The sequence below is a fragment of the Micromonospora sp. DT231 genome (genome assembly GCF_049847025.1).
GTDB lineage: Bacteria > Actinomycetota > Actinomycetes > Mycobacteriales > Micromonosporaceae > Micromonospora.
Map to the genome: position 1 here is coordinate 684,244 of NZ_JBNCNO010000001.1, position 22,102 is coordinate 706,345.

28 protein-coding genes are annotated in these 22,102 nt (G+C 71.7%); 16 read left to right on the forward strand and 12 right to left on the reverse strand.

Annotated features, from left to right (window positions below; translation table 11 throughout):
* Nucleotides 1-10 precede the first annotated feature (10 nt).
* On the reverse strand, nt 11-1,183 hold the full coding sequence (locus ACPXBU_RS02970) for a low temperature requirement protein A (RefSeq protein ID WP_425756190.1): 1,173 nt from the start codon (nt 1,181-1,183) through the stop codon (nt 11-13).
* 20 nt (nt 1,184-1,203) lie between these two features.
* Nucleotides 1,204-1,623 (reverse strand): hypothetical protein, encoded by a 420-nt coding sequence (locus ACPXBU_RS02975; protein ID WP_393369053.1) that lies wholly within the window; start codon nt 1,621-1,623, stop codon nt 1,204-1,206.
* A gap of 185 nt (nt 1,624-1,808) precedes the next feature.
* Here ACPXBU_RS02975 and ACPXBU_RS02980 point away from each other — a divergent pair, with 185 nt between their 5' ends.
* Nucleotides 1,809-2,894 carry an S-(hydroxymethyl)mycothiol dehydrogenase gene (locus tag ACPXBU_RS02980; protein ID WP_425756192.1) on the forward strand — a complete coding sequence of 362 codons (1,086 nt, stop codon included), beginning with the start codon at nt 1,809-1,811 and terminating at the stop codon, nt 2,892-2,894.
* Complete coding sequence (locus ACPXBU_RS02985) at nt 2,894-3,523, forward strand: MBL fold metallo-hydrolase (protein ID WP_425756194.1); 630 nt, start codon at nt 2,894-2,896, stop codon at nt 3,521-3,523. The genes ACPXBU_RS02980 and ACPXBU_RS02985 overlap by 1 nt, the downstream gene beginning before the upstream one ends.
* Nucleotides 3,524-3,551: 28 nt before the next feature.
* Here ACPXBU_RS02985 and tsaA read toward each other — a convergent pair whose 3' ends face one another.
* From tsaA to ACPXBU_RS03000, 3 genes are all read right to left on the reverse strand, one after another.
* Nucleotides 3,552-3,980, reverse strand: coding sequence for a tRNA (N6-threonylcarbamoyladenosine(37)-N6)-methyltransferase TrmO (gene tsaA / locus ACPXBU_RS02990; RefSeq protein WP_425756196.1), 429 nt, complete (start codon nt 3,978-3,980; stop codon nt 3,552-3,554).
* A gap of 134 nt (nt 3,981-4,114) precedes the next feature.
* Nucleotides 4,115-4,750 carry a malonic semialdehyde reductase gene (locus ACPXBU_RS02995; protein WP_425756198.1) on the reverse strand — a complete coding sequence of 212 codons (636 nt, stop codon included), beginning with the start codon at nt 4,748-4,750 and terminating at the stop codon, nt 4,115-4,117.
* A 207-nt stretch (nt 4,751-4,957) separates the two neighbouring features.
* A complete protein-coding gene (locus tag ACPXBU_RS03000; RefSeq protein WP_393369067.1) occupies nt 4,958-5,434 on the reverse strand; it encodes a MarR family winged helix-turn-helix transcriptional regulator in 477 nt (158 codons plus the stop codon).
* 122 nt (nt 5,435-5,556) lie between these two features.
* Between ACPXBU_RS03000 and ACPXBU_RS03005 the strand changes: the two genes are divergently transcribed.
* Both ACPXBU_RS03005 and ACPXBU_RS03010 read left to right on the forward strand, forming a co-directional pair.
* A complete protein-coding gene (locus tag ACPXBU_RS03005; RefSeq protein ID WP_425756201.1) occupies nt 5,557-6,015 on the forward strand; it encodes a VOC family protein in 459 nt (152 codons plus the stop codon).
* 407 nt (nt 6,016-6,422) lie between these two features.
* On the forward strand, nt 6,423-7,142 hold the full coding sequence (locus ACPXBU_RS03010; protein ID WP_425756203.1) for a hypothetical protein: 720 nt from the start codon (nt 6,423-6,425) through the stop codon (nt 7,140-7,142).
* 62 nt (nt 7,143-7,204) lie between these two features.
* Here ACPXBU_RS03010 and ACPXBU_RS03015 read toward each other — a convergent pair whose 3' ends face one another.
* On the reverse strand, nt 7,205-8,575 hold the full coding sequence (locus ACPXBU_RS03015; protein ID WP_425756205.1) for a hypothetical protein: 1,371 nt from the start codon (nt 8,573-8,575) through the stop codon (nt 7,205-7,207).
* Nucleotides 8,576-8,776: 201 nt separating this feature from the next.
* Between ACPXBU_RS03015 and ACPXBU_RS03020 the strand changes: the two genes are divergently transcribed.
* The 4 genes from ACPXBU_RS03020 to ACPXBU_RS03035 all read left to right on the forward strand — a co-directional run bounded on the left by ACPXBU_RS03020 (nt 8,777) and on the right by ACPXBU_RS03035 (nt 12,177).
* Nucleotides 8,777-9,088 carry a MazG-like family protein gene (locus ACPXBU_RS03020; RefSeq protein WP_425756207.1) on the forward strand — a complete coding sequence of 104 codons (312 nt, stop codon included), beginning with the start codon at nt 8,777-8,779 and terminating at the stop codon, nt 9,086-9,088.
* Between the two features lie 597 nt (nt 9,089-9,685).
* The gene (locus ACPXBU_RS03025; RefSeq protein ID WP_425756209.1) at nt 9,686-10,273 is read left to right on the forward strand and encodes a hypothetical protein; all 588 of its coding nucleotides are present in this window, start codon (nt 9,686-9,688) and stop codon (nt 10,271-10,273) included.
* A 207-nt stretch (nt 10,274-10,480) separates the two neighbouring features.
* A complete protein-coding gene (locus ACPXBU_RS03030) occupies nt 10,481-11,455 on the forward strand; it encodes a pirin family protein (protein ID WP_425756211.1) in 975 nt (324 codons plus the stop codon).
* 53 nt (nt 11,456-11,508) lie between these two features.
* Nucleotides 11,509-12,177 (forward strand): hypothetical protein, encoded by a 669-nt coding sequence (locus tag ACPXBU_RS03035; protein WP_425756213.1) that lies wholly within the window; start codon nt 11,509-11,511, stop codon nt 12,175-12,177.
* Nucleotides 12,178-12,438: 261 nt separating this feature from the next.
* Here the strand turns inward: ACPXBU_RS03035 and ACPXBU_RS03040 are convergent, their stop codons facing one another.
* Nucleotides 12,439-13,119, reverse strand: coding sequence for a DUF1345 domain-containing protein (locus ACPXBU_RS03040; RefSeq protein ID WP_425756215.1), 681 nt, complete (start codon nt 13,117-13,119; stop codon nt 12,439-12,441).
* Nucleotides 13,120-13,161: 42 nt separating this feature from the next.
* On the reverse strand, nt 13,162-13,434 hold the full coding sequence (locus ACPXBU_RS03045; protein ID WP_328654669.1) for a DUF2795 domain-containing protein: 273 nt from the start codon (nt 13,432-13,434) through the stop codon (nt 13,162-13,164).
* 157 nt (nt 13,435-13,591) lie between these two features.
* Between ACPXBU_RS03045 and ACPXBU_RS03050 the strand changes: the two genes are divergently transcribed.
* From ACPXBU_RS03050 to ACPXBU_RS03070, 5 genes are all read left to right on the forward strand, one after another.
* Nucleotides 13,592-14,002: a DUF2267 domain-containing protein gene (locus ACPXBU_RS03050; RefSeq protein WP_425756218.1), complete on the forward strand. Its 411-nt coding sequence runs from the start codon at nt 13,592-13,594 to the stop codon at nt 14,000-14,002.
* Nucleotides 14,003-14,208: 206 nt separating this feature from the next.
* Entirely contained in the window at nt 14,209-15,234 is a 1,026-nt protein-coding gene (locus ACPXBU_RS03055) for a TerC/Alx family metal homeostasis membrane protein (protein WP_393373102.1), read from the forward strand.
* A gap of 76 nt (nt 15,235-15,310) precedes the next feature.
* Nucleotides 15,311-15,910, forward strand: coding sequence for a sulfite oxidase-like oxidoreductase (locus ACPXBU_RS03060; protein WP_393373104.1), 600 nt, complete (start codon nt 15,311-15,313; stop codon nt 15,908-15,910).
* Between the two features lie 7 nt (nt 15,911-15,917).
* Entirely contained in the window at nt 15,918-16,682 is a 765-nt protein-coding gene (locus ACPXBU_RS03065; protein WP_425756691.1) for a ferredoxin reductase, read from the forward strand.
* A 34-nt stretch (nt 16,683-16,716) separates the two neighbouring features.
* Entirely contained in the window at nt 16,717-17,010 is a 294-nt protein-coding gene (locus ACPXBU_RS03070) for a DUF6510 family protein (RefSeq protein WP_425756221.1), read from the forward strand.
* An 18-nt stretch (nt 17,011-17,028) separates the two neighbouring features.
* On the opposite strand, the gene ACPXBU_RS03075 is transcribed toward ACPXBU_RS03070, so the two are convergent.
* Complete coding sequence (locus ACPXBU_RS03075; RefSeq protein WP_393373109.1) at nt 17,029-17,745, reverse strand: MBL fold metallo-hydrolase; 717 nt, start codon at nt 17,743-17,745, stop codon at nt 17,029-17,031.
* 111 nt (nt 17,746-17,856) lie between these two features.
* On the opposite strand from ACPXBU_RS03075, the gene ACPXBU_RS03080 reads away from it, so the two are divergent.
* Nucleotides 17,857-18,414 carry a TetR/AcrR family transcriptional regulator gene (locus ACPXBU_RS03080; protein ID WP_425756223.1) on the forward strand — a complete coding sequence of 186 codons (558 nt, stop codon included), beginning with the start codon at nt 17,857-17,859 and terminating at the stop codon, nt 18,412-18,414.
* Between the two features lie 54 nt (nt 18,415-18,468).
* Here the strand turns inward: ACPXBU_RS03080 and ACPXBU_RS03085 are convergent, their stop codons facing one another.
* Both ACPXBU_RS03085 and ACPXBU_RS03090 read right to left on the reverse strand, forming a co-directional pair.
* Nucleotides 18,469-19,218: an SDR family oxidoreductase gene (locus ACPXBU_RS03085; protein WP_425756225.1), complete on the reverse strand. Its 750-nt coding sequence runs from the start codon at nt 19,216-19,218 to the stop codon at nt 18,469-18,471.
* Between the two features lie 26 nt (nt 19,219-19,244).
* Entirely contained in the window at nt 19,245-19,688 is a 444-nt protein-coding gene (locus ACPXBU_RS03090) for a hypothetical protein (RefSeq protein ID WP_425756227.1), read from the reverse strand.
* A gap of 230 nt (nt 19,689-19,918) precedes the next feature.
* Between ACPXBU_RS03090 and ACPXBU_RS03095 the strand changes: the two genes are divergently transcribed.
* Together ACPXBU_RS03095 and ACPXBU_RS03100 are read left to right on the forward strand one after the other, a co-directional pair.
* Nucleotides 19,919-20,527 (forward strand): TetR/AcrR family transcriptional regulator, encoded by a 609-nt coding sequence (locus ACPXBU_RS03095; RefSeq protein ID WP_393373118.1) that lies wholly within the window; start codon nt 19,919-19,921, stop codon nt 20,525-20,527.
* Between the two features lie 104 nt (nt 20,528-20,631).
* Nucleotides 20,632-21,351, forward strand: a complete 720-nt coding sequence (locus ACPXBU_RS03100; protein ID WP_393373120.1) for a VOC family protein — start codon at nt 20,632-20,634, stop codon at nt 21,349-21,351.
* A 30-nt stretch (nt 21,352-21,381) separates the two neighbouring features.
* Here ACPXBU_RS03100 and ACPXBU_RS03105 read toward each other — a convergent pair whose 3' ends face one another.
* Nucleotides 21,382-22,056, reverse strand: coding sequence for an NAD(P)-dependent oxidoreductase (locus ACPXBU_RS03105; protein ID WP_393373122.1), 675 nt, complete (start codon nt 22,054-22,056; stop codon nt 21,382-21,384).
* Nucleotides 22,057-22,102: the final 46 nt, after the last annotated feature.

Here is a 22,102-nt window from a genome sequence, read left to right on the forward strand (position 1 = left end):
CGTCGGCGAGTCAGGTGACCGCGGTGCTCGGCCCGACGTCGCGGCGGCGCAGCAGCACGGTAAGCGTCACGAGCGCGACGAGCAGCGCCGCGAGCACGGACACCGGGGCCGGCCCGAGCGGCGCGAGCAGCGCCAGCAGCGCGACGACGGGGAATGCGACGACCACCGCGCCGTGCTGCTGCCGGCGGACGTGCAGCACCCAGACCGTGAGCAGGAAGACGGCGACCGGGATGGCCACCGCGTACCCGGCGGTGCCTGCGGAGACGTGCGCGAGGTGCCGCTCGACGTCCACCGACACCCCCAGGCCGGCGCCGATCGCGGCGATCGCGGCGAAGATCAGGTAGTGGCCGTAGCCCCAGATCAGGGAGTACGGCAGCCGGTCGGGCGCCTCGTTGGGCCGGTCGAAGTAGAGCCACCAGAGCGCGAACACGATGACCGCGCCGGCCGCCGCGAGAGACCAGAGGCCGTGCTCCCCGGCGTCCAGCCCGGTCTGGATCGCGATCGAGATGGCCAGGACGGCCTCGCCGAGCACGATCAGGGTGAACAGCCCGTACCGTTCGGCGATGTGCTCGGGGTGCCAGGGGGTCATCCCGGGGCGTTCGGCCACCGCCGGCACCAGCAGGTCGGCGAGCGCCAACAGCACGAACGTCGCGACGCCCCACTCGGCGGGCAGCGTCAGCCGCAGCAACCAGGCGAGCTGCACCACTGTCACGCCGATCGCGTAGCGGCGCGCCGCCGCACGGTGGCGGGGGTCGCCGATCGCCGCTCGGGTCCAGTGCACGACCGCCGCCAGTCGCATCACCACGTACCCGTAGGTGATGACGGCGAAGTCGCCGTCGGTGAAGGCGCGTGGCACGCCGGCCGCCAGGATCAGCGCCCCGGAGATCTGCACAAGTGTGGTGATCCGGTAGACGTCGTCGTCGGTGTCGTACGCCGAGGCGAACCAGGTGAAGTTGACCCACGACCACCAGATCGCGAAGAACACCATGGCGTAGCTGGTCGCGGCGTGCCCGAGGTGGCCCTCGGCGACGTCGTGGTGCAGGCTGGTGGCCGCCTGCGCGACGGCCACCACGAAACAGAGGTCGAAGAAGAGTTCCAGCGGGGTGGCCGCGCGGTGTGGCTCGTCGCGACGACGGGGGCGCATCGGCCGGTAGAACGGCCGCACCGCACGGGAGTTCGTCACCGCCGCTCCTCAGGTGGGGCTCACCGGCGTCGACGGCCGTGGGTCAGCCCCTCCAACACCAGGGTCAGCCCGGCGCCGACAAGCCAGACGTCCTTGGCGAGCCCGGCGCCCTGCTGGGTCGGGCGGATGCTGCCGGGCTCGCGCATCCCCGGCGTCTTCAGGTACAGCTGCACCAGACCCGCGCCGAACGCGGTCAGGCCCAACCCGACCAGGGGGGTCGGGACGAACGGCGCGAGCAGCGCGGCCCCCAGCGCGATCTCCGAGTACGACAGCAGCTTCGCGAAGCGCGGTGGGTCCAACTGACCGAGTTGCGGCATGGCGGCGACCGCCATCCCGTGGAGGCCCTCCGCGGCGGCCCCCTCCAGGGTCCGCTTGCCGAGACCCGAGTTGAGAAAGTACGCGCCGATGCTCAGCCGGAGCGGCAGGTGCGCGAGCTTCATGATCACTCCCCGTTTGCCGTGGTCGAATGCGGCAGGCGTACCCCGGACCGCCCGCGATAACCCGCCGGGCCGGCTGGGCCGGCCGTGGTGGTCGGGGTAGGTTCGCCCGGGGCCCACCGCCGAGCCCGTGGCACACCCGCCCACCCGGCTTCCGGCCCTGCCGCACACCACCAGCAGGAGGCGAAGTGAGCCAGGAAGTCCGGGGAGTCATCTCCCGCAGCAAGGGCGCACCGGTCGAGGTCACCACGATCGTGGTGCCCGATCCCGGCCCGGGTGAGGCCGTCGTCCGGATCCAGTCCTGCGGCGTCTGCCACACCGACCTGCACTACCGCGAGGGTGGCATCAACGACGACTACCCGTTCCTGCTCGGCCACGAGGCGGCGGGCATCGTCGAGCAGGTGGGCGAGGGCGTCACCGACGTCGCCCCGGGTGATTTCGTGGTCCTCAACTGGCGCGCGGTCTGCGGGGTCTGCCGCGCCTGTCGCCGGGGCCGCCCGTGGTACTGCTTCAACACCCACAACGCGAAGCAGCGGATGACCCTGACCGACGGCACCGAGTTGGCCCCGGCGCTGGGCATCGGCGCGTTCGCCGAGAAGACCCTCGTGCACGCCGGGCAGTGCACGAAGGTGGATCCGGCCGCCCGACCGGCCGCCGTGGGCCTGCTCGGCTGCGGGGTGATGGCCGGGCTGGGCGCCGCGATGAACACCGGCAACGTCACCCGCGGCGACTCGGTCGCGGTGATCGGCTGCGGCGGCGTCGGAGACGCGGCGGTCGCCGGCGCGGTCCTGGCCGGCGCCACGACGATCGTCGCGGTGGACACCGACAGCCGCAAACTCGACTGGGCCCGGAAGTTCGGCGCCACGCACACCGTCAACGCGTCCGAGACCGACCCGATCGAGGCGATCCGGGCCGCCACCGGCGGCTTCGGCGCCGACGTGGTGATCGACGCGGTGGGTCGACCGGAGACCTGGAAGCAGGCGTTCTACGCCCGGGATCTGGCCGGCACCGTGGTGCTGGTCGGCGTACCGACCCCGCAGATGCGGATCGAGCTGCCGCTGCTGGACGTCTTCGGGCGCGGCGGCGCCCTGAAGTCCAGCTGGTACGGCGACTGCCTGCCCAGCCGGGACTTCCCGATGCTCACCGAGCTGTACCTGCAGGGCCGCCTCGACCTGGACGCGTTCGTCACCGAGGAGATCGCGCTCGACCAGGTCGAGACCGCGTTCGAGCGGATGCACCACGGCGACGTGCTCCGCTCGGTGGTGGTGTTCTGATGACCGCCCGCGTCGACCACGCGGTCACCGCCGGCACGTTCTCCCTGGACGGGCAGACGTTCGACGTGGACAACAACGTCTGGGTGATCGGTGACGACAGCGAGTGTGTCGTCCTGGACGCGCCGCACGACGTCGCCGCGATCCTCGCCCTGGTGGGTGACCGGCGGGTCCGGGCGATCCTGGCCACCCACGCCCACGACGACCACGTCCGGGTGGCGCCCGAGCTGGCCGAGGCCACCGGCGCGCCGGTGCTGCTGCACGCCGCCGACCGGGTCCTCTGGGACATGGTCCACCCGCACCTGCCGCCGCACGGCGAACTGCACGACGGGCAGGAGATCGAGGTGGCCGGCACCACCCTGCGGGTGCTGCACACCCCCGGGCACAGCCCCGGCGCGTGCAGTTTCCACGCCCCCGAGCTGGGTGTGGTGTTCACCGGCGACACGCTCTTCGCCGGTGGTCCGGGCGCCACCGGCCGCTCGTACAGCGACTTCGACACCATCGTCGGCTCGATCCGGACCCGTCTGCTCACCCTGCCGGCGGAGACCGTCGTGCACACCGGCCACGGCGCGGACACGACGATCGGCGCGGAGGCGCCACACCTTGACGAGTGGCTGGCCCGGGGCCACTGAGACCCCCTGTGGGGCGCGGTCGGCGGGCTCAGCGCTCGTCGGCCGCGCCGAGCACCGGTTTGACGTCCAGGACCGGGGTGCCGTCCAACGCCTCCAGGTCGGCCACCCGGACGCGCAGCCCGTCCACCGCCAGCACCCGCACCCGGTGCAGCCCGATCGGGTTGGGTCGGTGCGGGGAGCGGGTGCTGAACACACCGGTCTCGGGCCGGCTCTCGTCGCCCCGCGGGCGCACCGCCAACACGTCGCGGCGGGCACGGTCCAGCCAGGTCAGCACCAACAGCTCGACGCCGGCACGCAGGTCGCGCAGCGCCGGTGCGACGTGCGCGTCGAAGACCAGCCAGGCGTCCGGCGCGCCCTCGTCGCCCTGCCGGGGCGCGCTCGCCGCGTCGGTCAGCGGCGAGGCGACCCGACCGACCGGGCGCAGCAGGTACGCGTCGTCGCCGTACGTCTCGACCATCGTCGCTCCCTTTCCGACGGTGCCAGCCTAGGCGCAGGGCCGGCGCTGCGACGAAGCTGGCGCGTGATCCTGCCGGCTCTCAGCGCGGCCGGCCGGCCTTCAGGAGGTGGTCGACGGCGCGTTCCCGCGCTCGTTCAACTCCACTGCACCACGTCGTCGTTGCTGAGGCGGGGGAGTCGGGGGTGCCAGGGGTCCTTACCGGGGTGACCGATGTTGACCACCAGGAGCGAGCGGAACCGGCCGTCCGGGAAGAATTCGGCGTCGACGGACGCAGCGTCGAAGCCGCCCATCGGCCCCGCCGCCAGTCCCTGGGCACGGACGGCGAGGATGAAGTAGCCAGCTTGGAGCGTCGCGTTGAACGAGGCGGTTCCCGCGCGCAGATCGTCGTTGCCCGCGAAGACGTCCTTCATCTCCGGCTTGTGCGGCAGTACGGCCGGGATGTGATCGTGGAACCGGGTGTCCATGGCCAGTACGGCGACCGCGGGAGCCGTGGCCGTCTTGGCTCGGTTGCGCTCGTTCATGTGTTTCACGAGCCGGTCGCGGCCCTCGCCCGGGCGCACGAACAGCACCCGCAGCGGCTGGGAGTTGACGGAGGTCGGTGCCCATTTGACCAGCTCCCAGACTCCGGTCAGCTCGGCGTCGGTCACCGGGGTCTCGGCGAAGGTGTTGGCCGTGCGAGCACCGGTGAACAGCGTGTGCTTCGCCCTCTCGTCCAGGCGGCTGAGTCGGTGCTCGCCGGACCGGATGACATCGCTCGGAGCAGAACTCATGGCAATCCCCAATTCGGTTAACGTGTCAACCAAAGCGTACGGCGATTTGGTTAACGCAGCAACCAAAGGCGTGATGGCGTCGCTGTGAGCCGCGCCTCTCTCGAGCGGGTGCCGGTGCGGAAACGCCGAACGGCCCCGAGCGAGTGCTCAGGGCCGTGACGAGTTGCCCGGTGGCGGGCGTCGGGTCGACGAGTGATTGCCGGCGGATCAGCCTCGCGTGGCGGGATCCAGTGCCGCGAGTCGTCGGCGTACCTTGTCCGTGATCGTGGCCAGGGTCTTCAGCTCGGTCTGGGTGAGCTGGTCGATGACCACGTCGCGGACGTCGGCGACGTGCTGCCGGGCGGCAGCGGCGATCAACTCTGTCCCCTGCGCGGTGATGGTGACCGTCGCCCCCCGCTGGTCGACCTCCGAGCGCTCACGCACCACCAGGCCCCGCGTCTGCATGCGGGAGAGGTGCTGTGAGAGCCGGCTCTTCTCCCACTGCAGCAGACCCGCGAGTTCGAACGATCGCAACCGCCCGTCGGGCGCCTCCGACAGGTGAGCCAGCACCCGGTAGTCGGATTGCGAGACGCCGCAGTTGGTGCGGAGCTGGCGATCCATGAAGGCCACCAGGCCTTCCTCCATCGCCATGAGGCCACGCCACGCCCGCTGCTCCTGCTCGTTCAACCAACGCGGCTCCGTCACGCCGCGAGCCTATCAATGGTTGAGGTGTCAACCCGGCGGTGACCACTGTCCACCCCTGTTCCACGAGGTGCCGCGACAAGCGCGCCAGGACGCGTCCCAGGAGCGTTGTTACGATCCGGCGTATGGCCGCCGAGCACCCCGCACCCGTCGTCCGTCAGCTGCGCCTCGTCGTGGAGGCAGCCGACCACGAGGCCGCGGTGGCGTTCTTCCGGGACGCCCTCGGTCTGCCCGAGGAGGCGGCGTTCACCGGGGACGGAGACGCCCGGGTGGTGATCCTGGACGCCGGTCGGGCCACCCTGGAGATCGCCAACCCGGCACAGAAACGCATGATCGACGAGGTCGAGGTGGGCCGACAGGTCGCGCCGCGCATCCGGGTGGCCTTCGAGGTGGACGACGCGCGGGCGACCACGGCCCGGCTCGTCGCCGCCGGGGCGAGCGAGATCGCGCCGCCGACGCGTACACCGTGGCAGTCGCTGAACTCCCGTCTGGACGCCCCGGCGGACCTGCAGATCACCGTCTTCCAGGAGCTGGGCACGCCGCAGGAGCGGACCGTGGACCCCGGCCCTGACGGCGACGTCTGACCCGGGTGGGGTCCGCTCCACAGTTCTCACCCCGACGCAGGCGGCCGTCCTCGCGTACGTGCCGTCGTCGGCCGTGATCGCGCGTCCCGCCTGACCTCGTCCGGCCGCGCCGCGTCGATCATCCGGTTTTGTCGCACCGGTGCCGGCCTGTCGCTGCCCCGTCCCGCAGGCCGCCCGGTTGCGGCGCGCTCCGCGCCGGCCGCCCGGTTGCGGCGCGCTCCGCCCCGGCCGCCCGAATTTTGCGGCGTGGCCGGACCGTCGGTGGGGCGGCTCCGGCATTTCCGGAATGCCCGACACGTGAACCCGGTTGTGTCCCCCGTACCGTCGGAGCCCAAACCCTCTTCCGCGGTCAACTCCCGAGGAGCGTTCACCCCGGAGCGTTCCGCACGATCGAGAGGGCCACCATCGTGAAGGTCGACTTCACCCGATGGCTCCCCGCCATCGCCAAGGACTCGTACCGCAAGACCGCGCTGAGCGTGGTGGGCGTGGCCGCCCTCGGCGGCCTGGCACTCGCTCCGACCGCGGCGGCCGCCCCGGTCACCTCCGGGCCCCACGAGGGCGCCGTGGCCGCCATCGACCTGGCCACCGGCAAGGCCAAGGCCGCCACCCCGGTACGCCAGGACGAGCAGCCCGTCGAGTCGGGGCTGACCACCGGCTCCGCCACCGGCAAGCCGCCGGCCGGTAAGCCCAGCCGCGACCAGCTCATCCCGCACGGCATCGAAGGCGCGCAGTCGCGCATCCCGCTCGACGACGCACAGCTCGCCAACGCGCGGGCGATCGTCGACGCCGCCAAGAAGACAGGCGTCGGTGACCGGGGCGCGGTGATCGGCGTCGCCACCTCGTTGCAGGAGTCGAAGCTCTACAACCTCGGCCACCTCGGCGCGTACAACGACCACGACTCGCAGGGCCTGTTTCAGCAGCGTCCGTCGTCCGGTTGGGGCACGCCCGACCAGATCACCGACCCGGAGTACGCCGCCACGGCGTTCTTCACCGCACTCCGCAACGTCGGTGGCTGGCAGGACCTGCCGCTGACCGCCGCCGCGCAGACCGTCCAGGTTTCCGCCTTCCCCTACGCGTACGCGCAGTGGGAGGAGCAGGCGGCGGACATCGTCCAGCAGATGTGGTGACACCCGGACCACCGCCGGCCGGTTCCCCCTCGGGGGAGCCGGCCGGTTGGCGTCGGTAGCGATCAGCAGGCCGGGTAGAGGCGGCGGGTGCCGACCCCGGCGGCGTACGCGTCCCGGTCGCTGAACCGGCAGCCGTAGTCGGGCCGTGCGACCACCGCCGGATCCGTCACGGTGTCACCGGCCGGGCGCTTGCCGGTGCGTACCCAGGACACCAGGTCGTCCCAGGCGGCGCCGGCCTCGGCCGGGGTGAACTCGCAGTGTTGCGTGGACCGGATGGCCCGTTGCACCACAAGCCTGCCGCGACCGTTGCGCGCCACGTCGGTGGCGTACGCCTGCTCCATGCTGAACGGGACGAACAGGTCACCGAGGCTGTGCAGGCTGAGCACCGGCGCGGTGGGCCGACCGGCGATCCGCGGCACCTCGGTGAGCGTCGGCAGGAGCCGCTGTACGACGTTCTCCGGGGCGACCCGCCGCACCGTCGCGTTGACGTCCACCGGGCTGTTCGGGGTGTACCTGGTGCCCAGGTTCGTGGAGAGCTGACCGGGCCGCTGGGCGGGGGAGTCGCCGCTTCCGGTGGGCACGCTGATGGAGAAGAGGAAGTCCTTCCAGACCGCGAACGCGGCGTCCGCACCGGGACGCGGCCCGCCCGAGCGGTTCACCGTGATCGCCCGCAGTTGCCTGCCCCGCTCGGTGGTGGTGTCCGGCCCGGTCGGGGTCAGCCCCGCCAGGCCGAGCGCCGCCTGGATGCGGGGCACCGCGGTGGTCAGGTAGTCGGCCGGCGTCGGATGGGCCGGCACCCCGGCGAGCGCCTGCGCGACCAGGTTGTAGTCCAGGTAGAAGTCGAGAAGCGTCTGGTCACCGAGCACCCCGCACATCGGCAGCGCCCCGTCGTAGTAGCCGGGATACTGCTCCAGCGAGCGACCGATGACGTACCCGCCCATCGACACCCCCGCCAGGTAGGTGTGGTGCGGTCGGCGAACGATCCGTCCGAAGTGGTCGGCCAGGTCCCTGGTGCCCAGCACCCCGGAGCGGATGTCGAAGCCGTTGCGGTCGTACGACGACGACGCCCAGGCGTACCCCTGCTCCAGGAGCCGTTCGCGCAACCCGAAGGCCGGCGGTTCCGGCGTGAGCACCGTGCCCTGGCCCCGGTAGCCGTGCGCCCACAGCACCAGGTTGCCGTTCCACCGGGCGGGGACCTCGATGAGGTAGCCGGCGTGGCGGTGTACGCCCTGGCGTACCGTCGTCGGCCTGCCGCCCACGACCAGCGGGGCCAACGGCGGGTTCTCGATCGTGTATCCGGGCAGCGGTTGGCCGCCACTCGGGTCGCGACCGGTGGCGCCGGCCGGCGCGGCACCGGCCAACCCGACCGAGAGGGTCAGCGTCACGGTGGTGGCGAGCAGCCGGCGGAGGGTACGAACGGGTGCGGACAGCATCGATGCTCCCCATCGGACGGATGTCGCCCCGCGGGCGACCAGGCGGGACGGTTGCCTACCGGCCGGTAGCGTCCTGAACCTAGGACCGCCGTCGACACGTGTCAATGGCTGCTCGGATCGACTGGCTGCCTGCTCGTGGTTGGTCCGAGCGCGCGTACCCGGCTGCCAGGGCGGATGGGCCGGTCGGGTTGACTGATCGGCGTGGACGAGTTGATCTGGAATGCGGCGCGGGCGTCGCGCGACTGGTTGGACGCGGCGAACGGCACCGGGCAGACCGAACTGACCTGCCGCATCCTCAAGCTGACCGAGGAGGCGGGGGAGGCGTCCGCCGCCTGGATCGGCCTGCTCGGGCAGAATCCTCGCAAGGGTGTCACCCACACCCGCGAGGACGTCGCGGCGGAGTTGGCGGACGTCGCCTTCACGGCGTTGGTGGCCATCGAGAGCCTGGGGTTGGACGCGCAGACCGTCCTGGACGCCTGCGCCGCGAAGGTACGGTCCCGCCTCGCCGGGTGAACGCCGCAATCCGCACCTGCCGGCCAGGCGTGGCGACCGGGCTTGATCGACTCGGTGTTCTTGATATCGGGGTGTCCGGGTGTCCGGGATGCCCCGACGTCCGCGAAGCCGAGTGGATCGTGCCCGGTGGTGGTGGCTCGGGGTCGTGGTCGGCGCCCGATGTGGGTGATTTGTCCGGCCGAAGGCGGTCCTGGGCTGTGACCGGTCGCATCCGTGGGCCGGAATCGTGGCCGGGGCGGGGTCGTTACATACCCTGACGATCGCAGCACCACCGGCTCGCCGCCCCGCCAACGGGGTCGGCCGCCCCGCCCAGCGGGGTCGGAATGCGGGCCCCGGTCCGGTCGTTACAGTCCCCACGAACGACCACCCGGTGACCGCCTCCATGTGGGTGCCGACGGATGGGCCACCCCCGGAATGACCCCCGGCCCCCGGTCGTTACCGATGAACCCGGCGCCATGAGCCCTCGCTCGTAGGTCGCCGATCCGATGCCCGGTGGGCGTCGACCCCCAATGACTTTCTCTGCTTTTCAGCGCCGGACGAGGTGCTCGCATCCTGCCGTTTCTGGTGGGGTGTTCTACCCCCGAAGGAGCTTCCCCCATGAAGACGATCGTGCGTAAGAGTGTGCTGTCTGTTGCTGGTCTGGCCTTTGCTGGTGGTGTGTTCGCCGGTCCGATCGCCGCGCACGCCGCCGCCCCGGTGGACGGTAAGCCGGTTGCGGTCGCGGTGCAGGCGGACAAGCCTGATGTGGGCAAGCTAATCCCGCACGGGACGCAGGGCGACCAGTCGCGTATCGGCCTGAATGATGAGCAGGTCGCCAACGCGAAGGCGATCATCGCCGCGACGAAGAAGGCGGGTCTGCCGGAGCGTGCCGCGGTGATCTCGATCGCGACGAGTCTGCAGGAGTCGAAGTTGGAGAACCTGGGTCACCTCGGCGACGCCAACGACCATGACTCGCTGGGTCTGTTCCAGCAGCGCCCCAGCTCGGGTTGGGGTACGCCGGAGCAGATCACCGACCCCGCCTACTCCACGACCGCGTTCCTCAAGGGGCTGCGTCAGGTTGACGGGTGGCAGGACATGCCGTTGACCGAGGCCGCGCAGACCGTGCAGGTGTCGGCGTACCCGGATGCGTACGCCCAGTGGGAGCAGCAGGCCGCTGATCTGGTCGGCCAGTACTGGAACAGCTGACCCCAGCACCACCGCTACCGCAGGACATCGCCCGCTGGCCGGCACCCCGCAACCCCGGGGGTGCCGGCCAGCGGCGTTCCCGGCCCGGTGATGGCCACCCGGACCGGGGCCGCTCCGCCGAGCGGATCCACCTCGACCTGGCTGTCGAGCGGGAACTGGTCGAGGAAGCGCCGGGTCGGCTCGTGGGCGTGCGCGTACAGTCGGGCGGTGGAGCGTACCGAATCGATGCTGGCGCAGACCCGGCCACCTGGCGTGGCCGACGTGGATCCCGGCAGTGTGTTGTTGCCCGGCCACGACGTGCCGTTGGGTCGGTACACGACGGTGCGGCGGCTGTTGCCGCAGCGGGTCCGCCGGATGGTCGGCGCCTGGTGTTTCGTGGACCATTTCGGCCCGGACGATGTGGCGCAACGGCCGGGCATGGAGGTGCCGCCGCACCCGCACACCGGCCTGCAGACGGTGACGTGGCTGCTCGACGGCGAGATCCTGCACCGCGACAGCCTCGGCAACGTCCAGCCGATCCGGCCCGGTCAACTGAACGTGATGACCTCGGGGCACGGCATCGCGCACTCCGAGCGGTCGCCGGCCGTCCACCCGCCGGTGATGCACGGCGTGCAGCTCTGGGTGGCGCTGCCGGACCCGGCGCGGGCCGGAGCTGCCGACTTCGCGCACCACGCCGACCTGCCGCGTTGGCGTGCCGGGGATCTGGAGCTGACGCTGCTGGTCGGTGAGTTCGCCGGGCAGCGCTCGCCCGCGGTGGTGCACACCCCGCTGGTCGGCGTGCAGGTGGAACTGAGCGGCGAGGCGCCGACGACGCTGGAGCTGCGGCCCGACTTCGAGTACGCCCTGCTGGCGATGTCCGGCGCCGCCGAGGCCGCCGAGGTGGGGTTCGAGCCGGGGGAGCTGCTCTATCTGGGTTCGGGTCGCCGGGAGCTGATCGTTCGCGGCGGGGCCGGGGCGCGGTTGTTGCTGCTGGGCGGTGCGCCGTTCGAGGAGCCGCTTGTCATGTGGTGGAACTTCGTCGGCCGCTCGCACGAGGAGATCGCCGCCGCCCGGGCGGACTGGATGGCGGGGGACGGCCGGTTCGGCGTGGTCGCCGACGATGCGGCGCCACCACTGCCGGCCCCGGCCCTGCCGACCACCCGCCTGAAGGCCCGCGACCGCACCGGCGGCCTGCACGGCTGACACCGCCCGACGAGGGCCGGGTGTGACCGAGGGTCACCCGGGTAGTCGCCGGGATGTCGAGCACTCTGATCACGCCCGTGGCGGACCGCAAGCGCCTGGCGCGCCGCCTCGCCGGCAGCGGACGGGGCTTCGCCGAGCAGTACGGCTTTCGGGTGACAAACAACCCCGCGAGTCTGTTCCAGGTGTTGTACCTGTCGGTGCTGCTGGCCCGTCGGGGCGACTTCCGTCGGGCGTTGGACGGGGCGCGGGCGTTGCGCGACGAGGGGTGGGACAGCGCGGCCCGGCTGGCCCGTTCACCCATTGAGGACCGGGTCCGGGTGCTGCGCGCCAGTGGTCAGCGCGGCGACGTGGACGCGTTGGCCGACGTGTTGGGTGACCTGGCCGGCACGGTGGTCGAGCGGTACCGGGGCGACCTGCGCCGCCTGCGGGCGGTGGCGCGGCACGACCCGGCCCGGGAGTTGGCGCTCCTTGGCGAGCTTCCGGGCGTGGACGGTCAGGTCGTCGAGTTGTTCCTCCGCGAGACGCAGGCGCTGTGGCGGGAGGTGGCCCCGGTCGCGGACCGTCGGGCGTTGGCCGCGGCCCGTCGGCTGGGCCTGGGCAGGTCGGCGGACGACCTGGCCGGCTTGGCCAGCGGCGAGTCGGAGCAGCTCGCCTGGCTGGTGGGGGCGTTGGCCCGGGTCGACCTGGAGCACCGGTACGCGGAGGTGACGGGCCGGCGGTGACGTGCCCTGGCCCACACTTCACCAAATTCTGACCAAACGGAGGATGTTCTGTCGTATGGTTGGACCCGGCAGTGGTGACCGCTCGGTTCGGGCGGGCATCCACCGCCTGGTGACCGCGACCGGTTCGGACGTGGTTCACCGCCTGGGCAGGCTTGCGTGGCGCCCTGGGTCGCGGTTCGCGACCAGGGGCGCCCGCCTGTCCCGGCCCTTCCTTCCGTGCCGCCCCGTGCCGTCCCCGGGGCCAACGCGACCCGCCCCCGCTCAGTTGGCCAGACCCGCCAACAGGTTCACGGTCACGGCGATGATGAAGGCACCGAACAGGTACGACACCATCGAGTGCCGGAGCACCGTACGACGCATCTCGTTGCTGGTGAGGTTGGTGTCGGAGATCTGGAACGTCGTCCCGATGGTGAACGCGACGTACGCGAAGTCGGAGTAGCGCGGCGGCTCGGACTGGTTGAAGTTCACCCCGCCGTCCGGGCCGGTGTAGTAGATCCGGGCGTACCGGGCGGCGAACACGGTGTGCACCACGAACCAGGACAGCACCACGCTGAGCACGCCGAGGCCGCCGTGCGCCTCCCGCCCCAGCCCGGGTGGCGCGCTCTGGGCGCTGGCCACCACCAGTCCCACGGCCAGCAGGCTCGCCAGGCAGGCGACGAGCAGCAGCGCGTCGCGGATCGCCCGGTTCGGGTCCTCGTGTACGGCCAGTCGGGCGGTCCGCTCGGCGTCCATCGGCCAGAGTTTGTGCCAGACCAGCGCGAGCCAGCTCAGCGCGCCCACGTCCCAGCCGGCGAGCGCGGCGAGCGGTAGGGGCAGCAGCAGCGCGAAGAGGCAGCCGGCGAGGACGCCCACCACCGCCACCACGGCGAGCTGCACCGCGGCCGGGAAGCGCACGTCCGGCGGGCGGGACGGCGGGCGGGAGGCGGGGCCGGTGGGGGTCATCGGCGACGCCCCGGTGTCGAAGCCGTGGCCGCCACCGCCGGGTCAGATGCCGCGCAGATGCTGCGAGACCCGGTTGTGCGTCTTGTCCCGGGCCTGCTCGGCGCGCTGCGCGGGGCCCACCTCGGGCGCGGCCTCGATGCCGGCCGACCGGGCGACCTCGGTGCCGTTGGCGTAGTCCACCGGCGGCAGGGCCCGCAACGCCTTCAGCACGTCCGGCGGGGCGCCCTCGCGTTCGGCCTCGCGGACCACGTCGTCCTTCTCGGCCGGGTAGTCCAGGCTCGACAGGTACTGCAGGACGTCGGCGTAGCTCGCCATGGCGTGGGCTCCCTCGGGGCATCGATGTGGTCACGACCGGCGGCGGTTACCCACCCGCCGGCCGGTCACGCCCGACCGGCCGAGGAATCCCGGCGCCGTTTCCCCTCCGCCGCCGCGGGTACCCGCAGACGCCGACGCGAGCCCGAGGGAGTACGCGATGAACTACGACACCTTCATCGACCAGGTTTCCCACCGCACCGCGACGTCCTCCGAGCAGGCGGTCGAGGTGACGCACGCCGTTCTGGAGACGTTCGCCGAGCGGCTGACCGGCGGTGAGGTCCTGGACCTGGCCGCCCAGTTGCCGCAGCCGTTGCAACTGGTGCTGAAGCCCAGCCCGAGCACCGAGCAGGCGGACCGGTTCGGGGCGGCCGAGTTCGTCGCCCGGGTGGCGTTGCGCGCGGGCGTGCGGGAGCCGGCCGCCCGGGACGCCGCGCGGGCGGTCTTCACCACCCTGCGGGAGGCGATCACCGGTGGTGAGTTCGACGATGTCGTCACCCAACTGCCGAGGGACTACCGGGACCTGGTGGAGCCGGCGATGGCACCGGGGGCGGCACTGCGCCGTGGCTGACCACCGCACACACAGCTGTTTACCAGGGCAACCATCGATGTCCCGCTTGGCGCGGGGATTCGGCCTGGCCTAACCTTGTCGTGCGAGGGGAGTACTTCCCACGAACCATTCCGGTCAGTACGGCGCGCCCGGCGCGCCTCGGGTGGTTGCCCATCAGGTGATGGGTGAAGGAGACCTCGAACATGACGGTGTTCGAGGAGACCCCAATGAGCGAAGTGTCATACCTGTCCGCCGCCAGCGACCTGTCGTCGGTGGGCACGCCCACGCTGTGGGCGGTGACCATCATCGGCGTACTCCTGCTGTTGGTGTTGGATTTCCTGGTCACGCGCCGCCCGCACGAGGTGTCGATGCGGGAGGCGATCGGCTGGTCGGCGTTCTACATCGCGCTGCCGCTCGCGTTCGGCGGCTGGCTCTGGTCCCGCTACGGCTCCCAGCAGGGCGTGGAGTACCTGACCGGTTACCTGGTGGAGAAGTCCCTCTCGGTCGACAACCTCTTCGTCTTCATGCTGCTGCTGGCCGCGTTCGCGGTGCCGGCCGTGCTCGCCCAGCGGGTGCTGCTCTACGGCATCGCCGGCGCGCTGGTGCTGCGGGCCGTCTTCATCGCCCTCGGCGCGGCGGCGTTGCAGACCCTCGACTTCGCCTTCCTGCTCTTCGCGATCATCCTCGTCGCCACGGCGGTGAAGCTGCTGCGCGACGCCATGTCAGGGCATCAGCAGGAAGTCGACATCAACAAGATGCGGTCGGTGAAACTGCTGCGCAAGGTCATGCCGGTGGTCGACGACTACCACGGCACGAAGATGACCGTCCGGCAGGGCGCGAGGCGAGCGCTCACCCCGTTCGCGCTGGTGGTGGTCGCGGTGCTGGCCACCGACATCGTCTTCGCCGTCGACTCGGTGCCGGCGGTCTACGGCATCACCGAGGACCCGTACCTGGTCTTCGCCACCAACGCGTTCGCCCTGCTCGGCCTGCGGGCGCTCTACTTCGTCCTGCACGCGGCGCTGAGCCGGCTGGTGCACCTCAGCTACGGCCTGGCCGTCATCCTGGCGTTCATCGGCCTCAAGCTCGGTCTGCACTGGGCGCACGGCATCTGGGACAGTGTGCCGCAGATCCCCACGCTGGCCTCGCTCGGCGTGATCGTCGGCGTGCTGGTGGTGGTCACCGTGACCAGCCTGCGCGCCACCCGTGGCGGCGACGTGCCCGAGGAGCGCGAGGTCGTCGCGGAGCGGCACTGACCGCGCCGCGCCGGGGCGACGAGGAGGTACGCGGGAAAGCTCCCGGCCGGGCCGGCGCGGGTGGTACGACTGTGCAATGGGAATCGTGTCACCGGGCTTTCAGGGTCGGCCCCGAACGCAGGAGCCGGCCCTGCCACCGGGCCAGTACCTGACCGAGGACTATCCGGTGCTCTCGGCCGGTCCGACGCCCCGGGTGTCCCTGGACACCTGGGAGTTCGTCATCTCCGCCGAGAACGGCAGCGAGCACCGGTGGTCGTGGCAGGAGATGATGGCCCTGCCGCAGGAGACGCCGACGGTGGACATCCACTGCGTCACCCGCTGGTCCAAGCTCGGCACCACGTGGCAGGGCGTCTCCCTGGACACCCTGCTCGACGGCGTCGACACCGGGGCCCACTTCGCGCTCACGCACTCCTACGGCGGCTACACCACAAACCTGCCGCTGGACGACCTGCGTGGCGGTCGGGCCTGGCTGGTGCACACCTTCGAGGGTGCGCCGCTGCCCGCCGAACACGGCGGCCCCGCGCGCATGCTGGTGCCGCACCTGTACTTCTGGAAGTCCGCCAAGTGGGTGCGCGGCATTCGTCTCAAGACGATGGACGAGCCGGGGTTCTGGGAGACCGCCGGATACCACGACTACGGCGACCCGTGGCGCGAACAGCGGTACCAGGGTGACTGAGCGCGCCGTGGCCACGAGCAAGCCACCCCGGACGGCCAACCGGTGGCAGGTCGGCCGGCTGGTGGAGCGTCGGGTGGAGACACCGACCGCGCAGACCCTGGTGCTGGAGGTGCCGGACTGGCCGGGGCACCTGCCGGGGCAGCACGTCGACCTGCGGCTCACCGCTCCGGACGGTTACCAGGCGGCACGGTCGTACTCCATTGCCGGGCCCGTCGTGGACGGCCCGGGTGGCCCGCGCATCGAGGTGACGGTCCAGCGCGTGCACGAGGGCGAGGTGTCCCCGTACCTCATCGACGTCTTTGGCGACGGCGACCCGCTGGAGGTCCGCGGGCCGCTCGGTGGCTGGTTCATCTGGCGGCCCGAGGAGACCGCGCCGGTGCAGTTGGTCGCCGGTGGTTCGGGCATCGTGCCGTTGATGGCGATGATCCGGGCCCGGCGGGCGACCGGCAGCAAGGCGCCGTTCCGGCTGATCTACTCGGTGCGCACACCCGGCGACGTGATCTACGCCGACGAGCTGCGCCGCCGGGTCCGCGACGACTTCGGCCTGGACATCGCGTACGTCTACACCCGCGAGGCGCCCGAGGGCTGGCGCGGCGAGCCGCACCGGATCGGGCTGGCCGACGTCAACACGCACGGCTGGCCGCCGGACCTGGAACCGCTCACCTACGTGTGCGGTCCGACCGCGTTCGTGGAGACCGTGGCCGACCTGCTGGTGGGGCTGGGTCATCCGTCGCGGCGGGTCAAGACCGAACGCTTCGGCCCCACCGGCTGACCGCCCGCCCGCTCCCGTACCGCGAGGAGATCCGATGACCGAGATGTCGTACCTGGACGGCAACATGCTCGACGGCCCGATGCGTGAGCTGTTCACCGTCGACCTGAGCAGCGCGATGGGCCGATGCGAAAACTGCGGGACGACCGGCTCGATGGCCAGCCTGCACGTCTACTCGCACGCCCCGGGCCTGGTCGCCCGCTGCCCCTCCTGCGCGGAGGTGATGGTGCGACTGGTCCGCGGACCGGACCGGGCGTGGCTGGACCTGCGCGGCACCACCTACCTGCAGGTGCCGATGCCGATGGAACAGACGTTTCCCGGCCCACTCTGACGGGTCGGCCGGGCGGGGTCAGGCGCCGGCGACGGCCCTGATCGCGTGAATCGCCTCGGCGACTCCACCCGACCACGGGGTGCCGTGGCCCGGCAGCACCCACGTCGCCTGGACGTCTTCGAGGTGGCGCAGCGACGCCAACGCCTGGTGGGGATCGTCGGTGAAGGGCGCGGGTTGCGGGCCCCGCTGGCCGGTCAGCACGTGCCGGGTGGTCAGGGCGTCGCCGACGAAGATCGCGTCGGCCACGGGCACGTGGATGGCGATGCTGCCCGCCGAGTGCCCGGGGACTCCGATGACGCGGGGCGCGCCGGGCAGGTCGAGCACCTGGCCGTCGTGCACGGTGACGACCTCGGTGAGGTGGGTGGTGCGGAGTCCACCCCTGCGCATCGCGTACCAGAAGAAGCCGGCCGTCGCGCCGAGCTTCATCGTGCCCCACGAGACGTCGGCCTTGACCTCGCCCCGCGCGCGGGCGGCGTCCGCCTCGTGCACGTAGATCGGCACTCCGTGGTCGCGCCGGAGCCGTTCGGCGAACCCGAGGTGGTCGGTGTCGCCGTGGGTGAGGACGACACCGCGGATGTCGTCCACCGAGCGGCCCAGGTCCGACAGCTCGGCCAGCAGCTCGCGCCAGTGTCCGGCCAGGCCCGCGTCGATGATCGTCACACCCTCGTCGGTGTCGACGAGGTAGACGGCCACGATGTCGTTGCCGATGCGGCGCAGGTGCGGGGCGAGCCTCATCGCCGCACCCGGGTCGGGATTGCTATCGTCAGCATGATGGCTACGATACATAGCCATCATGGCTATGGTCAATAGCCATCGGACCGACCCACCCATCCGGAGGGAAGCGGCATGCCCACGCCCGATCGGACCTCCCTCGACGCCATCGTCGACGCGGGACGCGACATCCTGGAGGCGGCGGGCATCGCCGGGCTGACCATGCAGGCCGTCGCCGACCGGGTCGGCGTGCGCGCGCCGTCGCTGTACAAGCGGGTGCGAAACCGTGACGACCTGGTGCGCCTCATTACCGACGCCACCGTCCGCGACCTCGGCGAACGGCTCGCGGCGATCGGTGTCGGCACCGATCCGCGCCGCGAGCTGGCCGAGCTGGCCCGTGCCTTCCGCGCGTTCGCGCACGCCCGGCCGAGGGGCTACCAACTGATCTTCGCGGCGCGACCCGACCCCGCCGGGCCCAGCATGGAGGCCCTGACCCGCGCCGTCGAACCCGTGCTGCGGGTGACCGCCACACTCGCCGGCGACCACCACGCCCTGGACGCCGCCCGCACGCTCACCGCGTGGGCGAACGGATTCGTCAGCATGGAGATGGCCGGGGCCTTCAACCTGGGCGGCGATGTCGACCAGGCGTACGAGTACGGGATCGCCCGCCTCGCCGACGCGCTGGCCCGATGAGCGCCGGCCGGCGTTTCGTCGCCGGCCGGCGCCGTGGTCGAGCCACTGTCCTGGTCAGACCTGGTTCGCGCCACCGTCGACGAAGATCTCGCCGCCGGTCATGAAGCTGCTCTGGTCGGAGGCCAGGAACAGCGCGGCGTTGGCGATCTCCTCCGGCTGGCCCATCCGGCCCAGCGGCACCGTGGCGGCGAGCATCTGCAGCAGCGCTGGCGCCTCCTGCGGGCTGGCGGCCAGCCCGGTGATGCCCGGAGTCTCGGTCGGGCCCGGGACCAGGGTGTTGACGCGGATCTGGCGACCGGCCAGCTCGGCGGCCCAGGTGCGGCCGAACGATCGGATGGCGGCCTTGGAGGCGGCGTAGACGCCGAAGGCGGGACCGCCCTTCGTCGCCGCGGTCGAGCCGGTCAGGATGATCGACGCGCCGTCGTTGAGCACCGGCAGGGCTTTCTGGACGGTGAACATGGTGCCGCGCACGTTGCGGTCGAAGGCATCCGAGTAGTGCTCCTCGGTGATGGTGCCCAGGGCGGCGAACTCCCCTCCGCCGGCGTTGGCGAACAGCACGTCCAGTCCGTTGCCGCGGGCCGTGATCGCCGCGAAGACGCGGTCGAGGTCGTCGAGGCTGCTGACGTCGCTGCGGATCCCCGTGGCGTTCGGGCCGATGGCCTGGACGGCCTCGTCCAGCTGCTGCTGGCGGCGGCCGGTCACGAAGACGTGCGCGCCCTCGGCCGCGAAGCGGCGTGCCGCGGCCAGGCCGATGCCTGTGGTGCCACCGGTGACCAGGGCGGTCTTGCCATTGAGCTGAGCCATGAGTCGTACTCCTTGGGGTTGGTGTTTCAGAAGCGGGACAGCAGCGTGGCGAGCTCCCGCCACTGCTGCCGCGGCAGGTCGGCGCCGTCGCCGGCGTCGGGCCGCAGGACGTGCAGGGTGACGTGGTCGGCGCCCGCGTCCAGGTGGGCCTGGATGCGGTCGGCGACGTCGTCGAGGTCGCCCCGGGCGACGAGGGCGTCGATGAGCCGGTCGCTGCCGCCCGGGACCAGGTCGTCCTCGCCGAAGCCGAGGCGGGCCAGGTTGGCGCGGTAGGCGGGGAAACCGATGAACATCCCGATGCCGTCCCGGGCGGCCGCCCGTGCCCGGCTCGGATCACGGTCGAGGACGACCGCCAGGTGCGCGGCGATGAGTGGGGCTTCGCCCACGCGCGCCCGTTGCGCCGCCGAGTACTCGGGCGTCACGAGGAACGGGTGCCACCCGGAGGTCCGCGAGCTGGCCAGATCGACCATCTTCGGACCCAGTGCGCCGAGAAGGCGCCGGTTGGCCGGAATCGGGTGGGCCGCTCCAGATCCCGACCGGGCCGAGCGCACGCCTCACCGTGTCCATGACGACTCCCTCCAGGATTTCTGTACCGCTCGGTATGAAACGAAACCTAGCAGGGTCCACCGCCATTCCCCCAACTTCTGTACCGATCGGTTTCGCCGGGCGGTAGAGTCGGTGCGGTGAGGAGGTGCGGAAGATGACCCAGACCGGACGACCGCGTGGTTTCGACACCGACGAGGCCCTGGATCGGGCGATGGAGGTGTTCTGGCGACACGGCTACGAGGGCGCCTCGCTGGCCGAGCTCACCGGGGCCATGGGCATCAACAAACCCAGCCTCTACGCCGCGTTCGGCAACAAGGAGGGCCTGTTCCGCACGGTGGTGGCCCGGTACGCGGACGTCGAGATGGCGTACGCGCGCGACGCGCTGGCCCAGCCCACCGCCCGGGACGTGGCGGCGGTGCTGCTGCGGGAGAACGCGGTGGCGCTGACCCGACCCGACCGTCCCGCCGGCTGCCTCTCGATTCAGGGCGGCACCGCCTGCGGCACCGACAACGCGGCGATCGCCGACTTCCTCGCGGCCAGCCGGCTGACTGGCGAAACAGCCCTGGCCGCTCGTTTCGCCCGTGCCGTCGAGGAGGGCGACCTCCCACCGGAGGTCGACCCCACCGCACTGGCCCGCTTCCTCAGCGTCGTCACCGAGGGGCAGGCCGTGCACGCGGCAGCCGGAGCCCGACGAGACCAACTGGAACAGTCGGCCGAGATCGCCCTGCACGCCTTCACCGCCGCGGCGTATCCCGTCCGCTGACCACGGCGCGCCGAAAACTCGGGTGCGGATGATCCCGGCTCGCACCTAGGCTCCCGCACCATCGGCTGGCGCGGCGTCCGGCCGGACGGGAGACGGGCGAAGCGATGACGGCACACCTGTTCGCGATCACGTTCGACGCGCACCAACCCCTGCGACTCGCGCGGTTCTGGTCGGGGCTCCTCGATCGGGACGTGGTCGACGATCCACAGGACGGCGTACTGGTCCTGCCCACCAACGACACCGAGTTCCGGATCCGCTTCGCCCCGTACGAGCAGCCGAAGGTCGTCCAGAACCGGATGCACTTCGACCTGACCAGCAGCTCGCTGGAGGACCAGCGGCAGAAGGTGGCCAGGGCACTGGAGCTCGGCGGACGGCACGCAGACATCGGCCAGGGCCCGGACATCGATCACGTGGTGCTCGCCGACCCCGAGGGCAACGAGTTCGACGTGATCCCGCCGGGCAACAACTTCCTCGCCGGCTGCGGGCCGGTCGGCGCTCTGGCCTGCGACGGATCACAGCAGGTCGGCTACTTCTGGAGCGCGGCGCTGGGGTGGCCGCTGGTCTGGGACCAGGGCGAGGAGACCGCGATCCAGTCACCCAACGGTGGCACGAAGATCTCCTGGGGTGGTCCGCCGTACATGCCGAACGGGGGCAGGGAGCGGGTGCGCTTCGACATCGCCCCGTCCGCCGACGTCGACCGAAAGGCGGAGATCGACCGTCTGATCTCGCTCGGCGCGACGGTCATCGACCTGAGCGACGTCGGCGGCCGGGTGCTGTTGGCCGATCCGGACGGCGTCGAGTTCGCGGTGTTGACGCCCCGCTGACCCGGGCCGCCCGGGTTCGGACGCCGTGGGTCAGTCGAAGACCGAGACGCGGGTGCGGTGGTGTCGGGGGGTCTCGATCTCGTCGAGCACCGCGACCGCGAGATCGGCGTACGACAGGGTCGTCGATCCCGACGGGGGGACGCGATCCCCGCCGAGGTGGTAGCGGCCCAGCCGAGGGCCGGCCGCGTCCAGCATCGCCGGGGGAGTGAGCATGAGCCAGTCGACCGGGGTGTCCGCCGCGCGGAGCCGGTCCAGGCCGGCGGTGTGCGACAGGGCGAACGGACGCAGGTGACCGGGGAACGCCGCGGGGTCGTCCAGGATCAGACGGCCCTGCTCGTCGCGAAGGTTGGCGAAGAGTCCGATGAGGACGAGGCGGGGCACACCGGCCTCGGTCATGCCGTGCAGGAGCGCGTCGACGGCCTTGACGAAGAACCGGTCGTCGAGCTGGCCGAGGGCGGCCAGCGCCTCGGGTCCGGACGCGGGGCTGACCGCGCTGACCACGGCGTCGTGACCCTCGGAGATCGTGTACGTCGAGTGCGGGTCCGTGACGTCGCCCCGGACCACCGCGACGCCGTCCGTGCCGATGTCGCTGATCGTGCCCGGATTCCGGACGACGGCGGTGACCCGATGTCCACGGGCGCGCGCCTCGGCGGTGATGGCCCGTCCCGCCCTGCCGCCGGCCCCGAAGATGGCGATGCTGCTCATGGATTCGTCCCCCGTCTGGCTGTCGCTGCGAACCCCGGGAACGGTA